22 protein-coding genes, 1 tRNA gene, 1 pseudogene and 1 riboswitch are annotated in these 23107 nt (G+C 66.6%); of the genes and pseudogenes, 13 read left to right on the forward strand and 11 right to left on the reverse strand.

Annotated features, from left to right (window positions below):
• Positions 1-26: 26 nt before the first annotated feature.
• Positions 27-293 carry a phosphoribosyl-ATP diphosphatase gene (locus tag QM721_RS09065; protein ID WP_415121135.1) on the reverse strand — a complete coding sequence of 89 codons (267 nt, stop codon included), beginning with the start codon at positions 291-293 and terminating at the stop codon, positions 27-29.
• A gap of 111 nt (positions 294-404) precedes the next feature.
• The gene (gene mshC, locus QM721_RS09070) at positions 405-1631 is read right to left on the reverse strand and encodes a cysteine--1-D-myo-inosityl 2-amino-2-deoxy-alpha-D-glucopyranoside ligase (RefSeq protein ID WP_415122058.1); all 1227 of its coding nucleotides are present in this window, start codon (positions 1629-1631) and stop codon (positions 405-407) included.
• A gap of 109 nt (positions 1632-1740) precedes the next feature.
• Here mshC and QM721_RS09075 point away from each other — a divergent pair, with 109 nt between their 5' ends.
• A complete protein-coding gene (locus QM721_RS09075; RefSeq protein WP_415122060.1) occupies positions 1741-2574 on the forward strand; it encodes an undecaprenyl-diphosphate phosphatase in 834 nt (277 codons plus the stop codon).
• 120 nt (positions 2575-2694) lie between these two features.
• Here QM721_RS09075 and QM721_RS09080 read toward each other — a convergent pair whose 3' ends face one another.
• Together QM721_RS09080 and QM721_RS09085 are read right to left on the reverse strand one after the other, a co-directional pair.
• Entirely contained in the window at positions 2695-3654 is a 960-nt protein-coding gene (locus QM721_RS09080; protein ID WP_415121137.1) for an aldo/keto reductase, read from the reverse strand.
• A 205-nt stretch (positions 3655-3859) separates the two neighbouring features.
• Entirely contained in the window at positions 3860-5185 is a 1326-nt protein-coding gene (locus tag QM721_RS09085) for a M20/M25/M40 family metallo-hydrolase (RefSeq protein WP_415121139.1), read from the reverse strand.
• A 323-nt stretch (positions 5186-5508) separates the two neighbouring features.
• Here QM721_RS09085 and QM721_RS09090 point away from each other — a divergent pair.
• From QM721_RS09090 to QM721_RS09100, 3 genes are all read left to right on the forward strand, one after another.
• A tRNA-Leu gene (locus QM721_RS09090) sits at positions 5509-5594 on the forward strand.
• Between the two features lie 227 nt (positions 5595-5821).
• Positions 5822-6487 carry a hypothetical protein gene (locus tag QM721_RS09095; protein WP_415121141.1) on the forward strand — a complete coding sequence of 222 codons (666 nt, stop codon included), beginning with the start codon at positions 5822-5824 and terminating at the stop codon, positions 6485-6487.
• The gene (locus QM721_RS09100; protein ID WP_415121143.1) at positions 6465-7037 is read left to right on the forward strand and encodes a tyrosine-type recombinase/integrase; all 573 of its coding nucleotides are present in this window, start codon (positions 6465-6467) and stop codon (positions 7035-7037) included. Before QM721_RS09095 ends, QM721_RS09100 begins: the two co-directional genes overlap by 23 nt.
• 45 nt (positions 7038-7082) lie before the next feature.
• Here the strand turns inward: QM721_RS09100 and QM721_RS09105 are convergent, their stop codons facing one another.
• Entirely contained in the window at positions 7083-7676 is a 594-nt protein-coding gene (locus QM721_RS09105; RefSeq protein ID WP_415121145.1) for a PIN domain-containing protein, read from the reverse strand.
• 51 nt (positions 7677-7727) lie between these two features.
• Complete coding sequence (locus tag QM721_RS09110) at positions 7728-8054, reverse strand: excisionase family DNA-binding protein (protein ID WP_415121147.1); 327 nt, start codon at positions 8052-8054, stop codon at positions 7728-7730.
• 840 nt (positions 8055-8894) lie between these two features.
• On the opposite strand from QM721_RS09110, the gene QM721_RS09115 reads away from it, so the two are divergent.
• Positions 8895-9233, forward strand: coding sequence for a hypothetical protein (locus QM721_RS09115; protein WP_415121149.1), 339 nt, complete (start codon positions 8895-8897; stop codon positions 9231-9233).
• A 443-nt stretch (positions 9234-9676) separates the two neighbouring features.
• Here the strand turns inward: QM721_RS09115 and QM721_RS09120 are convergent, their stop codons facing one another.
• Complete coding sequence (locus tag QM721_RS09120; protein WP_415121151.1) at positions 9677-10000, reverse strand: hypothetical protein; 324 nt, start codon at positions 9998-10000, stop codon at positions 9677-9679.
• Positions 10001-10264: 264 nt separating this feature from the next.
• Here QM721_RS09120 and QM721_RS09125 point away from each other — a divergent pair, with 264 nt between their 5' ends.
• Positions 10265-11392: a glycerate kinase gene (locus QM721_RS09125; RefSeq protein ID WP_415121153.1), complete on the forward strand. Its 1128-nt coding sequence runs from the start codon at positions 10265-10267 to the stop codon at positions 11390-11392.
• A gap of 352 nt (positions 11393-11744) precedes the next feature.
• Here QM721_RS09125 and QM721_RS09130 read toward each other — a convergent pair whose 3' ends face one another.
• Entirely contained in the window at positions 11745-11939 is a 195-nt protein-coding gene (locus tag QM721_RS09130) for a hypothetical protein (RefSeq protein ID WP_415121155.1), read from the reverse strand.
• 120 nt (positions 11940-12059) lie between these two features.
• Positions 12060-12293 carry an NAD(P)-dependent oxidoreductase gene (locus QM721_RS09135; protein ID WP_415121157.1) on the reverse strand — a complete coding sequence of 78 codons (234 nt, stop codon included), beginning with the start codon at positions 12291-12293 and terminating at the stop codon, positions 12060-12062.
• A gap of 131 nt (positions 12294-12424) precedes the next feature.
• Here QM721_RS09135 and QM721_RS09140 point away from each other — a divergent pair, with 131 nt between their 5' ends.
• Together QM721_RS09140 and QM721_RS09145 are read left to right on the forward strand one after the other, a co-directional pair.
• The gene (locus QM721_RS09140; protein ID WP_415121159.1) at positions 12425-12898 is read left to right on the forward strand and encodes an acyl-CoA thioesterase; all 474 of its coding nucleotides are present in this window, start codon (positions 12425-12427) and stop codon (positions 12896-12898) included.
• Positions 12899-13137: 239 nt separating this feature from the next.
• A complete protein-coding gene (locus QM721_RS09145; RefSeq protein ID WP_415121161.1) occupies positions 13138-13524 on the forward strand; it encodes an SHOCT domain-containing protein in 387 nt (128 codons plus the stop codon).
• Positions 13525-13634: 110 nt separating this feature from the next.
• Here the strand turns inward: QM721_RS09145 and metE are convergent, their stop codons facing one another.
• Positions 13635-15929: a 5-methyltetrahydropteroyltriglutamate--homocysteine S-methyltransferase gene (metE, locus tag QM721_RS09150; protein ID WP_415121163.1), complete on the reverse strand. Its 2295-nt coding sequence runs from the start codon at positions 15927-15929 to the stop codon at positions 13635-13637.
• Between the two features lie 84 nt (positions 15930-16013).
• Positions 16014-16183, reverse strand: a riboswitch (cobalamin riboswitch).
• A gap of 186 nt (positions 16184-16369) precedes the next feature.
• Here metE and nrdH point away from each other — a divergent pair.
• From nrdH to nrdF, 4 genes and pseudogenes are all read left to right on the forward strand, one after another.
• Entirely contained in the window at positions 16370-16609 is a 240-nt protein-coding gene (gene nrdH / locus QM721_RS09155; RefSeq protein WP_415121165.1) for a glutaredoxin-like protein NrdH, read from the forward strand.
• 56 nt (positions 16610-16665) lie between these two features.
• Positions 16666-17082, forward strand: coding sequence for a class Ib ribonucleoside-diphosphate reductase assembly flavoprotein NrdI (gene nrdI / locus QM721_RS09160; RefSeq protein ID WP_415121167.1), 417 nt, complete (start codon positions 16666-16668; stop codon positions 17080-17082).
• Positions 17049-19204: pseudogene (gene nrdE / locus QM721_RS09165) on the forward strand (class 1b ribonucleoside-diphosphate reductase subunit alpha). Before nrdI ends, nrdE begins: the two are co-directional and overlap by 34 nt.
• Positions 19205-19361: 157 nt before the next feature.
• Positions 19362-20336 carry a class 1b ribonucleoside-diphosphate reductase subunit beta gene (gene nrdF / locus QM721_RS09170; RefSeq protein WP_415121169.1) on the forward strand — a complete coding sequence of 325 codons (975 nt, stop codon included), beginning with the start codon at positions 19362-19364 and terminating at the stop codon, positions 20334-20336.
• A 49-nt stretch (positions 20337-20385) separates the two neighbouring features.
• On the opposite strand, the gene QM721_RS09175 is transcribed toward nrdF, so the two are convergent.
• Positions 20386-21945 carry an SLC13 family permease gene (locus tag QM721_RS09175; RefSeq protein ID WP_415121171.1) on the reverse strand — a complete coding sequence of 520 codons (1560 nt, stop codon included), beginning with the start codon at positions 21943-21945 and terminating at the stop codon, positions 20386-20388.
• A gap of 143 nt (positions 21946-22088) precedes the next feature.
• Between QM721_RS09175 and QM721_RS09180 the strand changes: the two genes are divergently transcribed.
• On the forward strand, positions 22089-22925 hold the full coding sequence (locus tag QM721_RS09180; RefSeq protein ID WP_415121173.1) for an HAD hydrolase family protein: 837 nt from the start codon (positions 22089-22091) through the stop codon (positions 22923-22925).
• Positions 22926-23107: the final 182 nt, after the last annotated feature.

The raw sequence follows: 23107 nt of genomic DNA on the forward strand, positions 1-23107 counted from the left end.
CGTCCCGACATGGTCAGGGTCGGCGCTCAGAGGTGCGCATAAACCTCGTCGAGATCGAGGCCCAGGGCGATCATCATCACCTGGGTGTGGTACAGTAGTTGGCCGATCTCGAGCGCCGCGTCGTCCTTGGACTGGTACTCGGCGGCCATCCACACCTCAGCGGCCTCCTCGACGATCTTCTTGCCGATGGCGTGTACCCCGGCGTCGAGCGCCCGCACAGTGCCCGAACCCTCGGGGCGCTCAGCGGCGCGGCGCTGCAGTTCGACGAACAACTCTTCAAAGCTCTTGCTCACGGGCAGGCAGTCTAGAGCGTGTCGCGCAAGCGGGAAGCGACAAAGAACGACTCGACCGACGGCGAGGTCTCGACCTGCTCGACCGGCCGCACGCACAGCCCGTCCGCAGACCTACAGCAGCACCCCGAGCAGGGCGTCCACCGCCCGGCCGACCTGCGCCCCGGCGTCCGGATCGTCACCGGGCTGAGCCGCCCACGCATCGATCAGGCCCAAGGCCGCGGGAGCGTCCAGGTCGGTGCGCAACACCTCGCGCACCGCCGCGACCAGCGGCTGCGCCGCCGGCGCCACAGTCCGGGCGACGCCGGCCCGCCAGGCGTCCAGCCGCTCCTGCGCACGAGGCAGGTCAACGACCGTCCACTCCCAGTCAGAGCGGTAGTGATGCGCCAGCAGGGCCAGCCGAATCGCCATCGGGTCGCCCCCCGAGGCTCGCAGCCGGCTGACCAGCACCAGATTGCCCTTCGACTTGCTCATCTTTTCGCCGTGCAGCCCGACCATGCCGGCGTGCACGTACGCCTTGGCGAACGGCTGCCGGGTGGCTACCGCACCCTCGGCGGCGCACATCTCATGGTGCGGAAACACCAGGTCGGAACCGCCACCCTGCACGTCGAAGTGGACCCCCAGATACTGCAGCGCGATCGCGGTGCACTCGATGTGCCAGCCCGGACGGCCCCGGCCCAGCGGACTGTCCCAAGCCGGCTCGCCCGGACGCTCCAGGCGCCATACCAGGCAGTCCAGCACATCACGCTTGCCGGCCCGGTCGGGGTCGCCGCCGCGCTCGCCGAACACCTCCACGGCGTCGTCGCCAGCGAGCCCCGACAGGCGTCCGAAGCCGGGCGCGCGGCGCACCTCGAAGTACCAGTCGGGGTACTCGGGGTCGTCCACCTGGTAAACCGCGCCGGTGTGCTTGAGCGACTCGATCAGCTCGACCACCGACGGAATCGACTCGACCGCGCCGATGTAGTGCTGCGGCGGAATCACCCGCAGCGCGGTCATGTCGTCACGGAAGAGCTGCACCTGATCAGCCGCCAGTTCTCGCCAGTCGACTCCGGTGGCGTCGGCGCGCTCCAGCAGCGGATCGTCCACGTCGGTGACGTTCTGGGTGAAGGTGACCCGGGAACCGCAGTCGAGCAGCACGCGTTGCAGCAGGTCGAAGGCGACGTAGGTATTGGCGTGGCCCAGGTGCGTGGCGTCGTAGGGGGTGATGCCGCAGACGTACAACCGAGCCTCTCCGGCGTCCGGCTCGACGGGCACCAGACTCTCCAGGGCGGTGTCGTGCACCAGCAGCCGTCCGGCCGCACCGGGCAGGGTGGGCACCTCGGGCCCCGTCCAGGCTTTCACGCAGTCCTCCTCGATGACGCGAGCCTTCACGCCGTAGGCCAGAGTAAAGGGTGCCTCACCGGGGCGGTTAAGCTGTCCGGCGGCAACTCGCCCGGAAGGACTCCCAATGATCAACTGGTGGCAATCGATCGTGCTCGGCATCGTCGAGGGCATCACCGAGTTTCTGCCCATCTCGTCGACCGGGCACCTGACCGTGACCGAGAAGCTGATCGGGCTGCCGATCGACGACCCTAGCGTGACGGCCTACACGGCCATCATTCAGGTGGGCGCCATGATCGCCTCGATCGTGTATTTCTGGGCAGACATCGCGCGCTTCGCCACCGCGTGGTTCACCGGACTGCGCGACGCCGGCAAGCGCAACGCCGACTACCGCATGGGTTGGGCGATCATCGGCGGCTTCGCCGTCACCGCGGTGATCGCCCTACTGGCCGAACCCTTGATCACCGGCCCGTTGCGCAGCCTGTGGGCGGTCGTCGCAGGCCTGCTGGGCTGGTCCATCGTGATGTTCATCGGTGACCGGGTGGGCAAGCAGACCCGTGGCGAAGACTCGATCACCGTCAAGGACGGCCTCATTCTTGGTGCGCTGCAGTCGCTGGCATTGGTGCCAGGCGTGTCCCGCTCGGGCGCCACCATCACCACCGGACTACTGCTCGGCCTCGATCGAGTTTCGGCCACCCGAATGAGCTTCTTCCTGGGCATTCCGACGCTGGTGGCCTCGGGGTTCTATCAGGCGGTCAAAGAGGCCAAGCACATCGCGGACGGCGTGGGCTGGGCCTCCACCGCCATCGGCACGGTGGTTTCGGGTGTTGTGGCCTACGTCTCGATCGCGTGGCTGCTGCGTTTCGTGTCGAAGAATGACTTCACCGGCTTCATCATCTACCGCGTCGCCCTGGCGGTGCTGATCACCGTGCTGCTGGTCACGCAGGTGATCAGCGCCACCTGACCGGGACGCATGAGGGAACCGTCCCCATTGGTTCAGGGGACGGTTCCAAACGGTTCAGGGGACGGTTCCGCGAACCAACGGGAACCGTCCCCTGAACCAACGAGCACCGACCCGAACCGTTCATCGGGCCACGTTCGGACCGCCGCTCACGTCGTCCAGTGCGCTGGTGATCTCATCGGGCAGCGCCAGTTCCTCGGTCTGCAGCAGTTGCTCCAACTGTTCGGACGTCCGGGGGCCGATCAGCGGGGAGGTCACGCCGGGTGCGTCCCGGGCCCACAACAGGGCCACCTGCGCACAACTCAGGTCGAGGCCGTCCGCAGCCGTGGCCACCGCCTCGACCACCGCGCGGGAACGGGCTTCAAGATACGGTTCGACGAACCACGCGAAGTGCGGCTGGCCACCGCGAGAGTCGCGCGGCAAGCCCGAACGGTACCGTCCGGCCAGCACCCCCCGACCCAACGGCGACCAGGGGAAGAGACCCAGCCCGAACGCCCGGACGGCCGGAATCACCTCCACCTCGGCACGGCGAGCCAGCAGTGAGTACTCCACCTGCGCACTGGTGATGCGAGCCCGTCCGGGAAAAGCCGACTGCCAGGTGGCGGCCTGGGCGGTCTGCCAGCCGACGAAGTTCGAGACTCCGGCGTAGCGCACCATGCCGGCCGCCACGGCGTGGTCGATCGCCGCCAAAGACTCCTCCAGCGGAGCCTCACCCCAAGCGTGCAACTGCCACAAGTCGACGTGATCGGTGTGCAGCCGGCGCAACGAGCCGGCGAGATCGGCAAGCAGAGCGGTGCGCGAGGTGTCGACGACCCGCTTGCCGTCACGCACCCCGAAGCCGGCCTTGGTTGCGATTACCAGGTCGTCGCGGGTCAGATCGGTGTGAATCAGCCGCCCGATGATTCGCTCGGCCTCGCCGTTGCCGTAGGCGGCGGCGGTGTCGACCAGGCTGCCGCCGGCGCCCACGAAGCCGCGCAGCAGCTCGCGCGCCTGCGGTGGCGGTACGTCGCGCCCCCAGGTGAGGGTGCCGAGGCCGAGCCGCGACACCTGCAAACCACTGGTGCCCACCGCCCGTCGTTCCACGAGCACACCCTAACGGCGGTTCAGCAACTGGTGCGCAACCGGGCACTGGCCGAACCGAACCTGAAAACTTCGCACCAGTGACCAGTCGTACGCCGCGTCACCCCTTGGCGCGCCCGACGTGTGCGAACTTTTCAGGTCAGCCGGCCTCCGCTGACTCGGTGCGGGGTACTCGCCGCCCGATTCGGCGGACGGGAGTCGGCAGCCCTCAGGCCTGGTCGAAGAACCGGTCGAGCACCCGGGCCCCGAACTCCAGCGACGCGGTGGGCACCCGCTCGTCCACCCCGTGGAACATGGCCACGAAGTCGAGGTCTGCCGGCAACTGCAACGGCGCGAAACCGAAGCAGCGCACCCCCAGCTTCTGCCAGGCCTTGCCGTCGGTGCCACCGCTCATCAGGTACGGCACGGCCTGGGCGTGCGGGTCTTCGGCAGCCAGGCACGACTGCATCGCCGCGACCAGTGCGCCCGAGAACTCGGTCTCGACGGCGTCCTGGCGGGCGATGATCTCGTGACGCACCTGGCCACCGAGCAGCTCGCTGATGGTGTCGAAGAACTCCTGCTCGTAGCCGGGAATGAACCGGCCGTCGACGGCGGCGACCGCCTGGCCAGGAATGACGTTCACCTTGTAGCCCGCGGCGAGCATGGTCGGGTTCGCGGTGTTCGACATGGTCGCGCCGACCATGCGGGCGACGGTGCCCAGCCGGGCCAGAGACTCCTCCACCGAGTCGGCATTGATCTCAACCCCGAGAGCGTTCTCGACCGCGTCGAGAAATGCCTGTTGAGCAGGGTGAATGCGGTGCGGCCAGTCGTAGGCGCCGATTCGGGCGACGGCCCCGGCCAGAGCCGTGACCGCATTATCGGAGTTGCGCATCGACCCGTGCCCGGCGGTGCCGTCGGCGATCAGGTTGAGCCAGGCCAGGCCCTTCTCGGCCACCTGCACCAAGTAGAGCCGCAAGTCATCGCGCACGGTGAGCGAGAACCCGCCCACCTCGCCGATGGCTTCGGGGCAGTCGGCGACGAGTTCGGGGTGGTTGTCGACCAGCCAGTGCGCCCCGACGCGGCTGCCGGCCTCTTCGTCGGCGGTCATGATCAGCCGAATCGGACGCCGTGGGGCGCGTCCTGTGCGGGCCCGATCACGCACGACCGACAGCACCATGGCGTCGAAGTCCTTCATGTCGACAGCACCGCGGCCCCACACGCAGCCGTCGGTCACCTCGCCGGCGAAGGGGTCGACCTGCCAGTCGGATGCCTGCGCGGGTACCACGTCGAGGTGGCCGTGCACCAGCAGTGGCGGCACTGAGTCGTCGCAGCCCTCCGGTTGCCAGTGAGCGACGAGGGTGGTGCGGCCTGGGGCGGCCTCGAACAACTGCGACTCGATGCCCACCTCAGCGAGCTTCTCTGCGTAGTATTCGGCCGCCGGCCGCTCCCCCTTCGAGCCCTCGGGGCCGTAGTTGGAGGTGTCGATGCGAATGAGTTCGCTGCACAGTTGCACGACCTCGGCCGCGGGATTGCTCTGGACGGTCATGGAGCCCATCTTGCCGCAACCCGTTTGCCGAAGCGGGTGCCGGACAACCTTTAAGGACGCGCCGGTTTTCGTTGGTCGAGCTTGTCGAAACCTCGGATATAGCGCTCTGGCAAGGGGTTTCGATAGGATCAGGCAGTGATGATTGCGTTGATCAGCACTTCCTTGACCAACCAGCGCAGAGGCGCAGACCCCGGCGCTCCATCGCGCGGACATTCTTCGGCGCGGCACAGACCTCATCCCGGGCTATGCGCGTGAGTCTCGTCGTCAAGTTGAGCAGCCCTCAGCCGGTCGATATGCTTGTCCGGTTGCCCGGCGCGCCGGGCGGACACCTTGTCCGGGTGGCGGAATAGGTAGACGCGCTAGCTTGAGGTGCTAGTGCCCTTTATCGGGCGTGGAGGTTCAAGTCCTCTCTCGGACACAAATTCTTAGGTCGCTTCAACGCGGCAAAATGTCTTTTGACTAGGTGTTTCACCTCCACCACTGCTGGACAGGTGTGGACAGGTCTGCCCGTTTTGGGCCTTTCAATCCCCACGTATTCCCCACGACACGCCGGTCGTGGGGAACCAGAGTGCCCCGATTCAGCCGCTCACGTGGCCGAGATCGGCACGCTCGACCCCCTCAAGAGTGCGAGGGAAGGGGCACTCCATGGCTAGCCGTCGTGGCGCCGGGAAGCGCACATTCGGCGAGATCTCCAAGCTGCCCAGCGGACGGTTCCGGGCCAGGTTCACCGGCCCAGACCTGATCCGCCACGGCGCCCCGTCAACGTTCGTCGCCCGCATGGACGGCGAGGCCTGGCTGGCCGCGCAGGTGCGACTGATCAGCCGGGGTGAATGGCAGCCACCCGCACCGGCTCCGAGCGCGCCGACCGCCAAGCCACCCACGATCGCCGAGTACGCCGCAACCGTGATCGGACGCCGCCGGCTGCGTCCGGCCACCGTCGCGTTGTACGAGAAGCTGCTGCGGCTGGCCATCGTGCCGGCCTTCGGTGATCGACAGCCGTCCGAGATCTCGGTGGCGGACGTGACCGCCTGGTACCGATCGATGAACGCGACCCCGACCCAGCAGGCCAACGCCCACGGCCTGCTGAAGTCGATCCTGAAGGACGCCGTCGAGGACGGTCTGATCGCCACCAATCCATGCCGGGTGAAGGCCGGAGGCCAGAAGAGCCGCGCCCGCGAGATCGAGGTGCTGAGCGTCGAGCAGCTCGACTTCCTCCCTGGCAGCCGTTCCCGAAGCCCGCCGGGCGCCGCTGCTGCTCGCCGGCTGGTGCGGGCTGCGTTCGGGCGAGGTGCGGGCGCTGCGCGTTCGTGACCTCGACCTGGACCCCGGCGTGGTGCGGGTACGGCAGGCGGTCGTCCGGCTCAAGGGCCGACTGCTGATCGGGCCACCCAAGACCGCCGCCGGCGTCCGCGATGTCACGATCCCGCCGCACCTGTTGCCCGCTCTGCGTGAGTGGCTGCGCCCCCAACCGAGACGCGCCCGCGACGCGCTGCTCTTCCCGGCCGGCGACGGTGTCTCACCGCTCAGCGACAGTGTGCTGCGCGAGGCCCACGACAAGGGCAAGGCCGCGATCGGCGTTCCGGGGCTCACCATCCACGGCCTGCGGCACGCCAGCGCCACCCTCGCCGCTCAGCTCGGCGCGACGCTGGCCGAGTTGCAGGCACGCATCGGGCACTCCACCCCGAACATGGCGATCCGCTACCAGCATGTGGCCGCCGACCGCGACGCCCAGCTCGCCCAATGCATGTCGAGGCTGGCCACCGGCCAGGACTGGACGCCTCAACCGGCCACGAAACCGCAACGCACCAAACCTGCGGCTGTCCCATCCGGTCAATCCGAATTACCGGGGATGGATCAATGATCGCGAAACCACCTGCGCCGTGACTTGATGAGGCGCCGTGAGAGGTCAAGATGTGGCCGCGCGGATCCTGTCTCCATTTGACAGCAGATGAAGACGGACGCGTTCTGCGAACCCGGGGCAACCCGCTGCCCGGAGCTTGCTTGGCAGGTTCGCTTCGCCATTCAGCTGGAACCAGTAGTGACACCTCGCCACCGTCACCTCGACGACGAGCTCAGGCGATGAGTCGTCGACGAGCAGGAGGAACTCGTCTGGCGTCATCACCTCGTAGGACGACTCGTTGTCGTCCCAGTAGAAGTCAGCAACGTTCGTAGTCAGCAAGATGTCGGAGCGACAGGCCACTGCCGCAGCATGGACATGCGCGTCGAATGGATCTCCACCCTTGTAGTCGTCCCCAAGCGTGAAGTCGTCGACGCGACCGACCTCGAACGTGGCCGCCAAGCGGTCACGAATACCGGTGATGCGGCTGCCGGCCCACTCCGGATGCTTCCGGCGCAGGTGGTAGAGAACCTCAGCCAGCACATCTTCGGTCCACTTGACCTCAAACGGGGCCGCGTCCGGCGTCGTGTAAAGCAAGCCAATCCAGTCCCGAAGCGCGCGGGAGAACCACACGTTGGCGTCAACGAAGACGACCTGGTTCATTGGTCCATGCACGCCTGCAGGCTAACGAACCAGGCCGACATTCTGAGGCAATCAATCCTCGTCGCCCTCGAGCTTCATGAGCTCTTCAAACGCGGCTCGCTCGTGAGCTCGGCGCGCCCGCAGAGCGGCCCGGACGTCCTCAGCTGTAAGCCGATGATGGGTACCGACCATGTGGGAGGGGATGGAACCCTCCTTGATCATCTTCATCAACGTGGGTCGCGAGATCCCGAGAATGCCTGCGGCAGTCGACGTCGTCAGCACTTCGGGCACCGTGCCAATCGTCACAGTCCCACCGCGCGCCATGACATCTAGAACGTGCTGAAGCAGCCTGCCGATCTCGGGAGGGACCACCACAGTGCGCCGACCATCGCGTTCCACCGCAAGCGATCCTTGAGGACCCTCAAGCCCTTCAAGAACATCGCGGGCAAGTCTCGCCTCGCGAGCAGTCGTCAACACACGACTCGTACGATCAGTTGCAGTCATCACGGGTCCAATCCACCTGGCACAAAGACTAACGGTGCCTTCTACCTGCAACTGTAGGTTGCTCCACTTATATCTGCACGTGCTACTCATGAGGGCGGACGCCTCAGAAGGTGAACGCCTCGCCGACGAACCGGACGTTCGAACTCGAGTAGCGAAGTCGTAAACGGGATGGCCCGAGCTTGAGGACGCTGGGCGCGCTGCTCAGTTGACTGCCCCCGCAGTCATTCTGCGAGTTGGCGGATCCTGCGACCGAGTTCCTCAACCGCAGCCACCTGACCCCAGCCGCTCGCATCGCCTCCCCAGGGGCCATCAGCTTTGCCCTCGAGCCAGAGCAGAACGTCCTCGGGGCTGGCATGGCCGCCTGCGCTCGTTCGCGCATCAACGAGATCCATGGGCTCGACGTCGTCCGGCACACGGCACCAACTGACTGCGCCCCCGCCATCGTGAATCAACCACGTAGGCGCGTCGTCGATTGTCACGCACGCGCAGATCCACAGGGCATTCTCGGCGCGGGGAATGTCCTCTGGCGCTGTTGCTGTCGCTCCGGAACCCGCGGCCCGAAGAATCGCTTCAACCCGGGCCACCTACGGATCTTCCCGCCCCCCGACGCTCGCTCGACCTGCCATGGCTAAACACTAGTGATCGTGGCATCAGGCCATAGCGACCAGGAGGCTGGGGTCGCGACGGCGGCAGGTCTGCAGTCCAACACGGCTCGGCTGGTGGCATGGTCTTCGCATGACCACGACAACCCTCCCGGTGGCCGCCTTGCGGACGGCTACTGCCAGGCTCTTGGACGCAGTGGAGAAGAAGCTCGGCGCCGAGGTGCTCCTCGCGGATGACTTCTACTGGAATGTGCCGCTCGGCGAGGCCACCGACGTGCACCGCGAACCTCGCCTAGACCTTGCTTCTGTCGTCGACGATGCGGAATCGGTTCGCGAGTTCGCTGCTCGAGACCGCGACGAGTGGGTCGCGATCTGGCACCAGTGCGAGCACATCGCTGGAGTGCTCCGCTCAATCGGCATGGGGCCATGTTTTCGATGCTGGCGTGTCCCAGGGCTCTGTCTTCCACTGTGAAACCTTGCGAAGTCATCGGTAACGCCAGCCCACAGGTGGTCCGAGAGTGACTGCTCAGAGCCTGAGCACGACGCCGATGGATCGCGGCTGCCCCATAGGGTTCCGCCATCCGGTTCGGAGCCTGTGCGGTGTGGCGCTTATTGCTTGCGGGGCCTTCTGAGGGCACAGCCGCCGATCACGGGCTTACGCCGGCACCAGGGCCAACGCTCCACCGAACAGGCAGATCCACAGGGCACTCGCGGCACTGAGAATGTCATCGGGCGCTGTGGCATCAGAACCCGCAGACCGATGGACGCCTCGACGCGGGCAGTCGACGGATCGTCCCCTCCCCCGACGCTCCGTCGACCAGCCATGCTTGAACCCTCGTGAGCCCGACACCAAGGCGTAGCTACCGGGCAGGATGGAACGTTCGACAGCGACAGGTCCGCAGCCTGCGGAATCTCTTACCGGAACACCCAGAAGGCAGCGACCACCATGGGCGCGAGGCCCAGCACGACGGCCGGGTGCCAAGGACGCTTGCGGTTCAATACAAGCACCGCAGCGGACCCGCAGAGGCCGATCACACCCGTCATCACCCACAGCCCGATCTGCGAGTCGCGGGGCAGGTCGGTGTGTGCGCGGGTCGAGACGTAGAGCGCCAGCACACTCGCCACGAAGCCGACGATGCCGCCGACCAGCATCGAGACCAGCAGCCGCTGCACCAGGTCGAGGCTCTTGCCCTCGTCCACGCTGTCGGGCTGCATGTGGTCGTTCATACCGCTGGGCACGCCTGAGTCACCTTCGTCCGGCCGGGAAAGTCTCGATCGTAGCGGGGCCGACCGCTCGGGCCGGAAACTGTTGCTGCGAAGCAGCGCAGTGAACCGAATGGAACCGACCCCTGAACCATCCGGAACCGTCCCCTGAACCATCCGGAACCGTCCCCTGAACCATCCGGAACCGTCCCCGGGACGGCGAATGGCGCCGGCCACAATCGCCCACGGATGCGCGATGATGCGAGTACACCCGCGTCACCCGAAAGGCGGATCGCTTCGATGAGGATCGTGCTGGCCCCCGATTCATTCAAGGAGTCGATGAGCGCGGCCGAGGCGGCGGCCGCCATGGCGCGTGGCGTGCGGGCCGTGCACCCGCAGGCGGCCTGTGTCGAGGTGCCGATGGCCGACGGCGGCGAGGGCACCACCGAAGCCCTGATGGCCGCCTTACAGGGCGGCTGGCGCACCGTTCGCACCACCGACGCGCTCGGTCGCCCGATCAAGGCCCGCTACGGCCTGGCCCCCGACGGCCTGGCGGTGATCGAGGTGGCTGCCGCCGTGGGGATCGGCCTGATCGAGCCCGGCGAGCGGGATGTGATGCTGGCCACCTCCACTGGCGTCGCCGATCTGGTCGTCGACGCACTCGACGCCGGTGCAACCCGGTTGATCGTCGGGCTGGGCGGCACCGTGACCACCGATGGCGGCGCCGGGCTGCTCGCCGGGCTGGGCGCGGCCTGGCTGGACGCGGCCGGCCACGTGCTGCTGCCCCGGCCACAATCGCTCTTGACCCTCGACCGGGTCGACCTGACCGCATTCGACCCGCGGCTGCGCGAGGTGGTCGTCGAGTTGGCCTGTGACGTGACCAACCCGTTGCTGGGGCCGTCCGGCTCGGCAGCGGTGTTCGGACCGCAAAAGGGGGCGAGCCCCCTGCAGGTTCCGGTGCTGGACGGCGTACTGGCCGGCATCGCCGACGCGCTGGCCGCCGCGGGGCTCCCGGACGTCCGCGACCGGTCAGGCGCTGGGGCGGCCGGTGGCCTCGGCGCCGCGTTTCTGGCCCTGGGCGCGACACTGCGACCTGGCGTCGAGGTGGTGGCCGAGGCGGCCGGGCTGGACCAGGCCGTCCGGGGCGCCGACCTGGTGCTCACCGGCGAAGGATCGCTCGACCGGCAGACCCTGGCCGGCAAGACCCCCGCAGGGGTGGCGGCTGTCGCTGCCCGCCACGGCGTACCGGTGATCGCCTTCGCCGGCAACCTGGGCGAGGGAGCCGAAGAACTCGTGGGTCGCGGTTTCGTCGCCGTGCAGTCGATCGTGCGCGGGCCGGTCGACCTGGTCACCGCACTACGCGACGGGCCCCGGAACCTCGAACTGGCGGTTGCTTCAGCCCTAAGCATTCACGCCCTGGGCCGCTGAAGAAGCACCGAACAGCGCAACCCTTCGTTGGTTGAGCTACATCGACACCACGTGCCGGCGACGGGCCGCGACTTCGCGCGGATCGGGATGGGGGGATTCGGCGAATCTCCGGGTCAGCAGCCCAGTACCACTTCGGGCCCGCCGTGGGGTGAGAAGTTCGGCGAACCCTCGACTCAGAGCGACATATTCCGAAATCTGGACGACCTTCGACCACGAAGCTCAGCGTTTCCCGAAATCCGGTTCAGGGACGGTTCCGAACGGTTCACAACCCCTCACCCAGCACCACCTCGACCAGCCGATCGCGAATGCGCCGGGCACGCAGAGGCTCAAAACCTGGTGATTGCCGCGACGGTCACCCCGCCACGTGCCCGGACGCCGGGGTCCATGACCGCTCGTCGGCCCGGTCGCCACGCACGCAGAACGTGAGCCGCGAGTCGGCCTCGACCACCACGGCCGCATTCGCCTCGGCGCAGTCCGTCAGCGCGAGGGGATCGCTGCCTTTTCGCTGGTCGAGCTCGTCGAGGCCTCGATCATCACGCTGTGGCAAGGGGGTTCGACAGGCTCAACCAGCGTCAGGCGCATTGATCAGCAACTTCTCAACGCTGTGGCAAGGGGTTTCGACAGGCTCAACCAGCGGTAGGCGCATTGATCAGCAACTTCTCAGCGCCTACCAGGCACCCTGCAGGTCTTTGACGGCAGATCGGCCCCGACACAACGCCAGCAGGCCGTCCGCGGCCAGCGCCTCAACACGTTCGTGCACGTCGGGCGCAATCAGCACCACCTCGGCACCGGCTTCGATCAGCGTCGAAACCCGCCGGGCCGCGACCCGTCCCCGCCGACCACCACCATGCGACGACCGACGAGCGGCAGCCCGGCCAGATACGGGGTGATCCCCAGACACACTCCGGTTTCGTCATTCGCGCCGCCTTCCGAACCTCGGTCACGGCACACCCACCGATCAGCCTCGTCACCACAGCTCACGCCGCATGGACGCCCCCGGCGGCAGCCCCGTCATCGCTCTACAGTGACCCCGTGCCGACGGACGACCCAGCACCACACGAGTTGACCCTGACCGTACTGATGACGCCCGAAACGGCGAACTTCGCCGGCAACGTGCACGGCGGCCACCTGCTCAAGGTGCTCGACCAGGTGGCCTATTCGTGTGCCAGCCGGTTCACCCGGCACTACTGCGTGACCGCCGCCGTCGACCGGGTGTCATTTAGGCAACCCGTGCACGTGGGCGAACTGGTCACGTTTCTGGCCTCGGTCAACCACACCGGACGCTCCTCGCTCGAGGTCGGCATCAGGGTGGAGGCCGAAGACATCGTCACCGGAGTGCGTCGGCACACCACGAGTTGCTACTTCGCCATGGTGGCCCGCGACGCCGAGGGCCGTCCGGTCACAGTGCCCCAGCTCGACCCGGTCACGCAGTTGCAGCAGGAGCGCTGGGCGAAGGCTGAGCGACGGCGCGCGATCCGGCTGGCCGAACGCGCCTCCGACGGTTGATCGGCCCGGATCGCCGAGCCGCCCCCACCGCCGAGCCGCCCGCAGCGGCGGCAACCCGCCGACGCTGCCCCGCACCGAGCCATTGCGGCCGGACCATCGCCCCGGCGGCCCCCGCGCCAACAAACCCTCAGATGTGAGGGTACCCAACGGAGCGGGAGCCCCCTAGCGTTGATTAGGCGTAGACAGCGCCACTGGCCTGTCGCGCCCTAAACGCATGCAATCGAAAGGCTCCAACCCACATGCTCAGCTTTCTGTCCAACGTCTGGGACTTTGTCTGGATGTTCTTCACCATCTTCGTGTTCTTCGCCTGGCTGATGGCGCTGTTCACGATCATCACCGATCTGTTCCGTGACCGTGAGCTGTCGGGGTTGGCGAAGGCGATCTGGCTGCTCTTCTTGATCTTCGTCCCCTTCTTGACCGCCCTGGTGTACCTGATTGCCCGCGGCCGTGGAATGGCCGAGCGCGCATCCTCGCAGATGCAGGCCCAGAAGGCTGCCACCGACGACTACATCCGGTCGGTCTCGGGTGGCGCCGCCGGTGAGATCGCGCAGGCCAAGGCACTGCTCGACGCCGGCACCATCACGGCGCAGGAGTTCGACGCGCTGAAGGCCAAGTCGCTGGGCTGAGCCCAGCCCCCTGAACCGCCTGGGGCGGGTGAGCGCCCACCCGCCCCAGGCTCATGACCGAACCGAGGCACTGCCGAACTGGCGCCACTGAATGGCGCCGCCGGCCGATCTCAGAGCGCCGCTATCGCCACCCGGGCCCGTCGCGCAGCCCCGACCATCGCCGCCAGGGACGCCTCCACCTCGGGCCAGGCGCGCGTCTTCAGCCCGCAATCCGGGTTCACCCACAGCCGCTGCCCACCGAGGGCGGCGATCGCCGCAGTGAGTAGGGCGTCCAACTCGGCAGCGGCCGGCACCCGGGGCGAGTGAATGTCCCACACCCCGGGGCCAACCTGGTTGGGGTATTCCGCCTCGGCCAGTTCAGCCAGCGGGGCCATGCCCGATCGGGACGCCTCCAGCGAGATCACGTCGGCGTCGAGGGCGATGATGGCCGGCAATACGTCGCCGAACTCCGCGTAGCACATGTGAGTGTGAATCTGCGTGTTGTCGCGCACCCCGCCGACGGCCAGCCGAAAGGCGTCGGTGGCCCAGGCCAGGTAGGCCGGCCGGTCTGCCTTCCGCAGCGGCAGCCCTTCGCGTAACGCCGGCTCGTCCACCTGCACGATGGGCAACCCCGCCGTCTCGAGATCGAGCACCTCATCACGCAGAGCCAGAGCGACCTGGGCAGCGGTCGTCGCCTCGGATTGATCGTCACGCACGAATGACCACTGCAGAATCGTGACCGGGCCAGTCAGCATGCCCTTGACCGGACGGTCGGTGAGCCCGGCCGCGAACTGCGACCACCCCACCGTCATCGGCTCCGGACGTGCCACGTCACCGAACAGCACCGGCGGCTTCACGCAGCGCGAGCCGTAGCTCTGCACCCAGCCGTTGGTGGTGGTGGCGAAGCCGTCCAACCGCTCACCGAAGTACTCCACCATGTCGGTGCGTTCGAACTCGCCGTGCACCAGCACGTCCAGCCCGAGCGCCTCCTGCCGTCGGATGCAGTCGATGGTGGCCGCCTCGAGACCCGCGCGATATTCGCCGTTGTCGACCTCGCCGCGGCGGTGTGCGGCGCGGAGTCGCCGCACCTGCGCCGTTTGTGGAAACGAGCCGATCGTGGTGGTGGGTAGCGGTGGCAGCCCCAGTCGCTCCTGCTGGGCTATCGCACGCTGCGGGTAGGGCGCGGCGCGCTGCAGCGCCCGCGGCGTCAGGTCGGCGACCCGGCGCCGCACCTGCGGCCGAAGCACCCTGGACGAACTGCGGCGGCGTTGCAGCGCGGCGCTGCTCTCTCCGAGCCGAAGCTGCGCCGCGGCGTCGCCGTCGAGTGCTCGGGCCAGCAGCGCCACCTCTTCGAGCCGTTGGGCGGCGAAGGCGAGCCACTCGGCCAGTTCGGCATCGATAGAGCTCTCGCCGGCCAGGTCGACCGGCAGGTGCAGCAGCGAGCACGACGGGGCGATCGCAAGAAGATCGGGGTCGCGCCGCTGGAGCAGCGGCTGCAGTCGCCGGTACACCTCCTCCAGGTCGGTGCGCCAGATGTTGCGACCGTCGACCACGCCCAGCGACAAGGCCAGCGCTGCGGGCGCGGCGGCCAGCAGGTCGTCCAACTGGCCGGGGGCACGCACCAGGTCGACGTGCAGTTCGTCGATCGGCAACGCCGTCGCGAGCGACAGATTGTCGCCGAGCGCGCCGAAGTAGGTGGCTACGGTCAGCCGCGCGTCGCCGACGGCCTCGCGCAGCACACGATAAGCATGCCGATAACCGGCGCGCTCCTGGGGGCTCAGGTCGAGCACCAGGGCCGGCTCGTCCAACTGGATGTCGCGGGCACCGGCTGCCACCAGGTCGGCCAGCCAATCGGCGTAGGCGGGCAGCAGCGCCTCGAGCAACTCGATGGTGGGGCCGGCGTCGGTGCGCTTGGCCAACCGCAGAAAGGTCAGCGGCCCGATCACGACCGGTCTGGTGACGATGCCGAGCCCGAGCGCTTCACGCACCATGGCCGCGGTCGAGCGCGAGGTGTAGCCGAAGCTCTGGCCGGGCTCGAGTTCGGGCACCAGGTAGTGATAGTTGGTGTCGAACCACTTGGTCAGTTCGAGCGCGGGCACGCCTTGGCCACCCCGGGCCATCGTGCAGTAGCTGGTGAGCGCCTCTGCGCTCCACCCGGCCAGGTCGAACCGATCGCCGAACCGGGCGGGTACCGCCCCTACCGCCACTGCGGTGTCGAGCACCTGGTCGTACAGCGAGAAGTCGCCGCTGGGCACCTGCGTGATGCCGAGGTCCTGTTGCAGGCGCCAGTGCCGGGCGCGCAACTGCGCCGCGACGCCGGCCAGCTCGGGCGCCGTCAGGTCGCCGCGCCAGTATTTCTCGAGGGCCCATTTGAGTTCCCGGTCGCGACCGATCCGGGGAAAGCCGAGGTTGCCGGCGGCGATCATCGGGCGCCCCCGGTAAGGGCGCGCGCGGGCACATCGAAGAGTGCGGGCATGGGAGTTCCTTTCCTCCTCCATCCATCGTGGAGGTCATCGAGCGAAAGCCGCAGCCGGTCTCCTGGCTCGTGGGTCACCGCCGAACATTCGCCTTCCCGGAGCGCACTCCAGTGGCGTTTCGAATGCCGACTCTCCACTCACAGTTGCGAGGACAGCCCCGGATTCACACCGGGTTCCCGTTCACTGCGGCTGTCTGATGCAAGCACGCCTTAGGTCTTGCCGCAACGCCGAGCCACATGTCGGACGGTTCTGACCTTCTCACATCAAGACTCGCGAAACACTACATCTAGTGGTGCTTGCGAGACTTAACCCATAGGTGTAGCGTCCTCATCTGTCGCGCCGATGTAACTACAACGGTGTAAGCCACTCCCCCGAAAGGACTCGCCACGATGACGATCACCGTCTACAGCAAGCCCCAGTGCGTGCAGTGCACCGCCACCTACCGCGCCCTCGACCGGGCCGGCCTCTCGTACGCCGTCGTGGACATGTCGCTCGACGAGCAGGCCCTGGCCCAGGTGATGCAACTGGGCTATCAGCAGGCGCCCGTGGTCTTCGCCGACGACGATCACTGGGCGGGGTTCCGTCCCGACCTGATCAAGGCGACCGCAGCCCGGGTCGCGGCCGCCTGACGTCAGCAACCAGCACAGCGGACGTCCCCGTGGGCGAGTTCGAAAGAGGAAGCGGCATGGCACCCATCGTGTACTTCAGCTCGACCTCCGAGAACACCCACCGCTTCGTCGGCAAGCTCGGGCTGCCTGCACTGCGCATTCCCGTGCGCGCCACCGAACCCCACCTCAGCGTCACCGAACCGTTTCTGCTGATCGCCCCCACCTACGGGGGCGGCAACGGAGCCGGCGCGGTGCCCAAGCAGGTGATCCGCTTTCTCAACGACCCGGCCAATCGGGCCCTGCTGCGCGGAGTGATCTCGGCCGGCAACACCAACTTCGGCGCCGCCTACTGCATTGCCGGCGAGATCATCGCCCGCAAGTGCGCGGTGCCACACCTGTACCAGTTCGAACTGATGGGGACGCCCGACGACGTCGAGGCCGTCCGTGAAGGGCTTACGCAATGGCTACCACTCTGCTCACCGATACCGGCCTAGAGCACGTCTCGGGCGAGGTCGACTACCACGCGCTCAACGCGCTGTTGAACCTGTACGACGCCGACGGGCGCATTCAATTCGATGCTGACCGCCAAGCCGCGCACCAGTACTTTCTGCAGCACGTCAACCAGAACACGGTCTTCTTTCACTCACTGAAAGAGAAGCTCGACTACCTGGTCGAGCAGGGCTACTACGAGGCCGAGGTGCTGGCCCGTTACGACTTCGACTTCGTCAAGTCGTTGTTCAAGCGCGCCTACGCAGCCAAGTTCCGCTTCCCGACATTCATGGGAGCGTTCAAGTACTACACCTCGTACACACTGAAGACCTTCGACGGCAGCCGCTACCTGGAGCGCTTCGAAGACCGGGTGTGCATGGTCGCACTCACCCTGGCCGACGGCGACGGAAAGTTGGCCGAACAGATCGCCGACGAAGTCATGGCCGGACGCTTTCAACCCGCCACCCCGACCTTTCTCAACGCCGGCAAGGCATCGCGCGGCGAACTGGTCTCATGCTTTCTGCTCCGGGTCGAAGACAACATGGAGTCCATCGCGCGGGCGATCAACAGCTCTTTGCAATTGTCGAAGCGGGGCGGCGGCGTGGCGCTGTCGCTGACCAATATTCGCGAGTCCGGCGCGCCGATCAAGAAGATCCAGAACCAGTCGTCGGGCGTGATCCCGGTGATGAAACTGCTGGAGGACTCGTTCAGCTACGCCAACCAACTCGGCGCCCGGCAGGGAGCCGGCGCGGTGTACCTGCACGCACACCACCCAGACATCATGCGGTTTCTCGACACCAAGCGCGAGAACGCCGACGAGAAGATCCGCATCAAGACGCTATCGCTGGGAGTGGTGATTCCCGACATCACCTTTCAGCTTGCTCGCGACGACGACGACATGTACCTGTTCAGCCCCTACGACATCAAGCGCGTCTACGGTGTTGACTTCACTGAGATGTCGATCACCGAGAAGTACCACGAGCTGGTCGACGACAAGCGGATCAGCAAGACCAAGATCAACGCCCGCAAATTTTTCAGACCCTGGCCGAGATTCAGTTCGAGTCGGGCTACCCCTACATCGTGTTCGAAGACACGGTGAACCGGGCCAACCCGATCGACGGCCGGATCACGATGAGCAACCTGTGCTCCGAGATTCTGCAGGTGTCGACGCCGTCCAGCTACACCGAAGATCTTGGCTACACCGAGGTGGGCAAAGACATCAGTTGCAACCTGGGCTCGCTGAACATCGCCAAGGCGATGGACTCCCCGCATTTCGGACGCACCGTCGAGACCGCGATCCGCGCGCTGACGGCCGTCTCGGACCAGTCGAACATCGCCTGCGTGCCCAGCATCGAGCGGGGTAACGCGATGAGCCATGCCATCGGCCTGGGCGCGATGAACCTGCACGGCTACCTGGCGCGGGAGTCGATTCACTACGGCTCACCCGAAGGGCTCGACTTCACCAATCTGTACTTCTACACGGTCACGTTTCATGCCATCGCGGCGTCGTGTCGCATCGCCCGTGAACGCGGACGCACCTTCGACGGCTTCAAGCGGTCGGCGTACGCCGGCGGAGAGTACTTCGACAAGTACATCGAGGGTGACTGGACGCCCCGCACGCAGCGCGTAGCCGAGCTGTTCGCCACAGCGGGAATCGACTTGCCTACCCCCGACGACTGGCGCGCCCTGGCCGCAGAGGTGGCCGAGTACGGTATGTACAACCAGAATCTGCAGGCGATTCCGCCCACCGGCTCGATCAGCTACATCAACCACTCGACGAGCTCGATTCACCCGATCGTGGCGAAGATCGAGATTCGCAAAGAGGGCCAGATCGGCCGCGTCTACTACCCCGCGCCGTACCTGACCAACGACAACCTGGAGTACTACCGCGACGCCTACGAGATCGGCCCCGAGGCGATCATCGACACCTACGCCGAGGCGACCAAGCACGTCGACCAGGGTCTGTCGCTGACACTGTTCTTTCCCGACAACGTCACCACCCGCGACCTCAACCGGGCCCAGATCTATGCCTGGAAGAAGGGCATCAAGACGCTCTACTACATCAGGTTGCGGCAACTGGCACTCGAGGGCACCGAGGTCGAGGGCTGCGTCAGTTGCGCGCTGTAACCAACAAGTGACTAACGCAGGGACGGTTCCTTGGTTCAGGGGACGGTTCCCACCGGTTCAGGGGACGGTCCCTTGAACCAAGCAGAACCGTCCCTTGAACCAAGCAGAACCGTCCCCTGAACCAAGCAGAACCGTCCCCTGAACCAAGGAGAGACCGATGACTCAGAAGCTGACCTTGCTGCGCGGCGTCCAGGCGATCAACTGGAACCGGATCGAAGACGACAAAGACCTCGAGGTGTGGGACCGGCTCACCGGCAACTTCTGGTTGCCCGAGAAGGTGCCACTCTCCAACGACATCCCCAGTTGGCGCACGCTGAAACCGCACGAGCAGTTGATGACCACCCGGGTATTCACCGGGCTGACCATGCTCGACACCATTCAGGGCACGGTGGGCGCGGTATCGCTGATTCCGGACGCGATCACCCCGCACGAAGAGGCGGTGTACACCAATATCGCCTTCATGGAGTCAGTGCACGCCAAGAGCTACTCCTCGATCTTCTCGACGCTGATCAGCACCACCGAGATCGACGACGCCTTTCGCTGGAGCGAAGAGAACGAGCACCTGCAGCGCAAGGCGCAGATCGTCCTCGACTTCTACTACGGCGACGACCCCGAGAAGCGCAAGGTTGCCTCGACCATGCTGGAGTCGTTTCTGTTCTACTCCGGGTTCTACGCGCCGATGTACTGGTCGAGCCGGGCCAAGCTGACCAACACCGCCGACCTCATTCGGCTGATCATTCGTGACGAGGCGGTGCACGGCTACTACATCGGCTACAAATTCCAGCAGGCGCTCAAGAATGCCGACCAGACCCGCCGTGACGAGCTGAAGGACTACACCTTCGACCTGCTCTACGAGCTGTACGACAACGAAGAGAGCTACACGGAGGATCTCTACGACCCGCTCGGGCAGACCGAGGACGTCAAGATGTTCCTGCGCTACAACGCCAACAAAGCGCTGATGAACCTGGGCTACGAGCCGTTGTTCCCCAAGCAGGCCACCGCGGTGTCGCCGGCGATCCTCGCCGCACTGTCGCCCAACGCCGACGAGAACCACGACTTCTTCTCGGGTTCCGGTTCGTCCTACGTGATGGGCAAGGCGGTGAACACCGAAGACTCCGACTGGGACTTCTGAGCCGGCGCACGGACGCCCTCTGCCTGCCGTTGCGCTCGACGGTGGAGGGTCAGAAGTGCCAGATCAGCGGCACGTAGAGCACGGCCACAGCCAGGTAGAGCAGCAGCAGCGGCAGGCCCAGCCGCCAGTAGTCAGTGAACCGGTAACCACCGGGCTCCATCACCATGGTGTTGGCAGGGGTGGCCACGGGGGTGAGGAATGCCGCAGCGCCGGCCACGGTGAGCGCCATCATGAACGGCAGCACCGACACCTGCAGGTCAGCGGCCAGCACGGTGGCGATCGGAACCATGATCAGCACCGTCGCGGCGTTCGAGATCAACTGGCCCAGCAGCACGGTGAGGACGCACACGGCCAGCAGCGCCAGGTGCGGCGAGGACGTGCCGACGACGCCGGTCACCCAGCCCGCCACCCGCTCGGCCGCTCCCGTGGCGATCACGGCCGTCGACAAGGGGATCATGCCGGCGATCAGCACCACGGTCGTCCATGAGATCGCCCGATAGGCCTCGGCCGGACGCAGCACTCCGAGCAGCACCACGGCCATCGCGCCAAGCAGGCCGGCCACAGCCGGAGGCACCAGGCCGGTGGCCAGCAAGACCACCATCGCCAGCAGCACGCCGATCGCTCGCTTCGCGCCCCCGCCCAGCGGCACGGCACGGCGCAGGGACGCGGGGTCGTCGACCACCAGCACGTCGGATTGCGCCGCATGCGTCTCGAGATCGGCCCAACTGCCCCGCAGCAGCAACGTGTCGCCGGCCTGCAACCGCACATTCGCACCCCGCAGGCCATACCCTGCGCGCTGCAACCCGAGCACCACCAGATCGCCGAAGGACGTGGTCATTCCGGCGAACACATGCACCCCGATCAAGGCCGATCGGGGCGGTATAACGACCTCGGCGAAGCCACTGTGCCCGTTCACCAGTTCGGTCGACGCGGGCAGCGAATACTGGGTGCGCAACTGTTCGACGTGTTCGCTCACGTCGGACGAGATCACGCTGGGTGCCCGGTCGGGCAGCAGCCGGTGCGAGAACAGGGCCAGAAAGACGATCGTCGCCACCAGCAGCGGCAGACCGGCCAAAGCGAACTCGAAGAAGCCGAACGGCCGCGCTCCGGCGTCGGCTGCGGCCTCGCTGACGATGATGTTGACCGGTGTGCCGGTGAGCGCCAGCAACGACCCGGCGTGCCCGGCAAAGGCCAGTGGCATCAGCATGCGGCTCGGTGACACACTGGCCCGCACGGCCACCACGACGACCATCGGAATCAGCGCGGCCACGGAGCCGTTCACGCTGATCAGTGCGGTCAGCACGGCGACCAGCAGGCCGACCATGACGATGAACCGACGCCTACCCGTGCCGCCGCGGGCGAGCACCTGTTGCGCCGCCCACGCGGTGACGCCGGTGGCGTCCAGCGCCTCGGACACCACGAACAGCGACGCGATGAACAGCACGGTCGGGTCGCCGAACCCGGCGAGGGCCTGATTGAGGGTGAGTATGCCGGTGGCCCACAGCGCCAGCGCCACCCCGAGTGCCACCACGCCCAATGGCACGCGGTTCGACATGAAGGCGATCACAGCGAGCACAAGTATGCCCAGCACGATCACCACGGCATCCACACCGGCACTCTAGTGGGCCGCCTCGTCAGCCGTGGATGGCCCGGCCAATTCCCCACAGGAGGCATTTTCGTCACATCAGCTAGAATGATGGTACAAACTTCAATCGACATTCGCAGCCAACCTGGTCAGGAGAGTTTTCGCCCGTGGGCAAGACCGTGTTCATCGATTTCGACGGAACCTATGCGCACAACGGGGTGATTCCTGAGGGGCACGTGCGAGCGGTCGAGCAGGCTCGGCGCAACGGGCATCGAGTGCTGCTGTGCACCGGTCGTCCAAAGATTCTGGTGGCCCCCGACCATGCCGCGGTCTTCGACGGGCTGGTCGCCGCAGCGGGCGGCTACGTCGAACTCGACGGCATGGTGCTGGCCGACCGGCGCTTTCCGGCCGACCTCGCGCGACGTGCTGTCGAACTGCTCGAGGCCAACGACGCGGTCTACATTCTCGAGGGTCCGGACGCTGCGTACGTCACCAGCCAGGGCCGCGACCGGCTTCGCCGGCTGATCACCCAGGGTGAGCAGGCCGCCAACTTCGGCAAAGCTGCTGACGGCATCCTTGGCCCACTGCAAATCACCGACGATCCGGCGTCGGAGACGTTCGCCAAGATCACCTGCTTTCAGCTCGCCGTACCGAGTGCCGAGCTCGCTGCCCGCCTCGGCCCCGAGGTGGACGTGGTGCCCAGCTCCATCGGCAGCCTGGGCGAGCGGGCCGGCGAGTTCTTTCTGGCCGGGGTCGACAAGTCCGTCGGCATAGCCGTCGTGGAGCGGCACTTCGGCCTCGACCGGGCCGACATCATCGCCATCGGCGACGGCCACAATGATCTCGAGATGGTGGCCTATGCCGGCACTGGTGTCGCGATCGAGGGTGGCGTGCCCGAATTGCTGGCCCTGGCCGATCTGATCGTGCCGGCCCCGCAGCATGAGGGCCTGGTGGCAGCTTTCGAGCGGCTGGGCCTGATCGACCCCCCGGCGCAGGCGGCCTGACTCGGCAGCCACAACGACCGCTCCCCCACCGCCCTTCGCCCCTGGGGAAGCGCCGAACAACGCAACCACCGCTGATTGAGCTTGTCGAAACCCCTAGCGAGAGCACTCCGTTTGAGGTCTCGACTGGCTCGACCAAACGAAAAATCAGCGCGCTCACCGCGCCGTTCTCCGACCACCGCGAC

Source organism: Micropruina sp. (assembly GCF_047602085.1).
GTDB lineage: Bacteria > Actinomycetota > Actinomycetes > Propionibacteriales > Propionibacteriaceae > Micropruina.

Bases quoted from the DNA above. Each gene is read 5' to 3' on its own strand.
- QM721_RS09095 (WP_415121141.1), top strand. From the start codon at position 5,822: ATGGCTAGCCGTCGTGGCGCCGGGAAGCGCACATTCGGCGAGATCTCC.
- QM721_RS09125 (WP_415121153.1), top strand. From the start codon at position 10,265: ATGAGGATCGTGCTGGCCCCCGATTCATTCAAGGAGTCGATGAGCGCG.
- nrdI (WP_415121167.1), top strand. From the start codon at position 16,666: ATGGCACCCATCGTGTACTTCAGCTCGACCTCCGAGAACACCCACCGC.
- nrdF (WP_415121169.1), top strand. From the start codon at position 19,362: ATGACTCAGAAGCTGACCTTGCTGCGCGGCGTCCAGGCGATCAACTGG.
- QM721_RS09115 (WP_415121149.1), top strand. From the start codon at position 8,895: ATGACCACGACAACCCTCCCGGTGGCCGCCTTGCGGACGGCTACTGCC.
- QM721_RS09145 (WP_415121161.1), top strand. From the start codon at position 13,138: ATGCTCAGCTTTCTGTCCAACGTCTGGGACTTTGTCTGGATGTTCTTC.
- metE (WP_415121163.1), bottom strand. From the start codon at position 15,929: ATGATCGCCGCCGGCAACCTCGGCTTTCCCCGGATCGGTCGCGACCGG.
- QM721_RS09085 (WP_415121139.1), bottom strand. From the start codon at position 5,185: ATGGGCTCCATGACCGTCCAGAGCAATCCCGCGGCCGAGGTCGTGCAA.
- QM721_RS09105 (WP_415121145.1), bottom strand. From the start codon at position 7,676: ATGAACCAGGTCGTCTTCGTTGACGCCAACGTGTGGTTCTCCCGCGCG.
- nrdH (WP_415121165.1), top strand. From the start codon at position 16,370: ATGACGATCACCGTCTACAGCAAGCCCCAGTGCGTGCAGTGCACCGCC.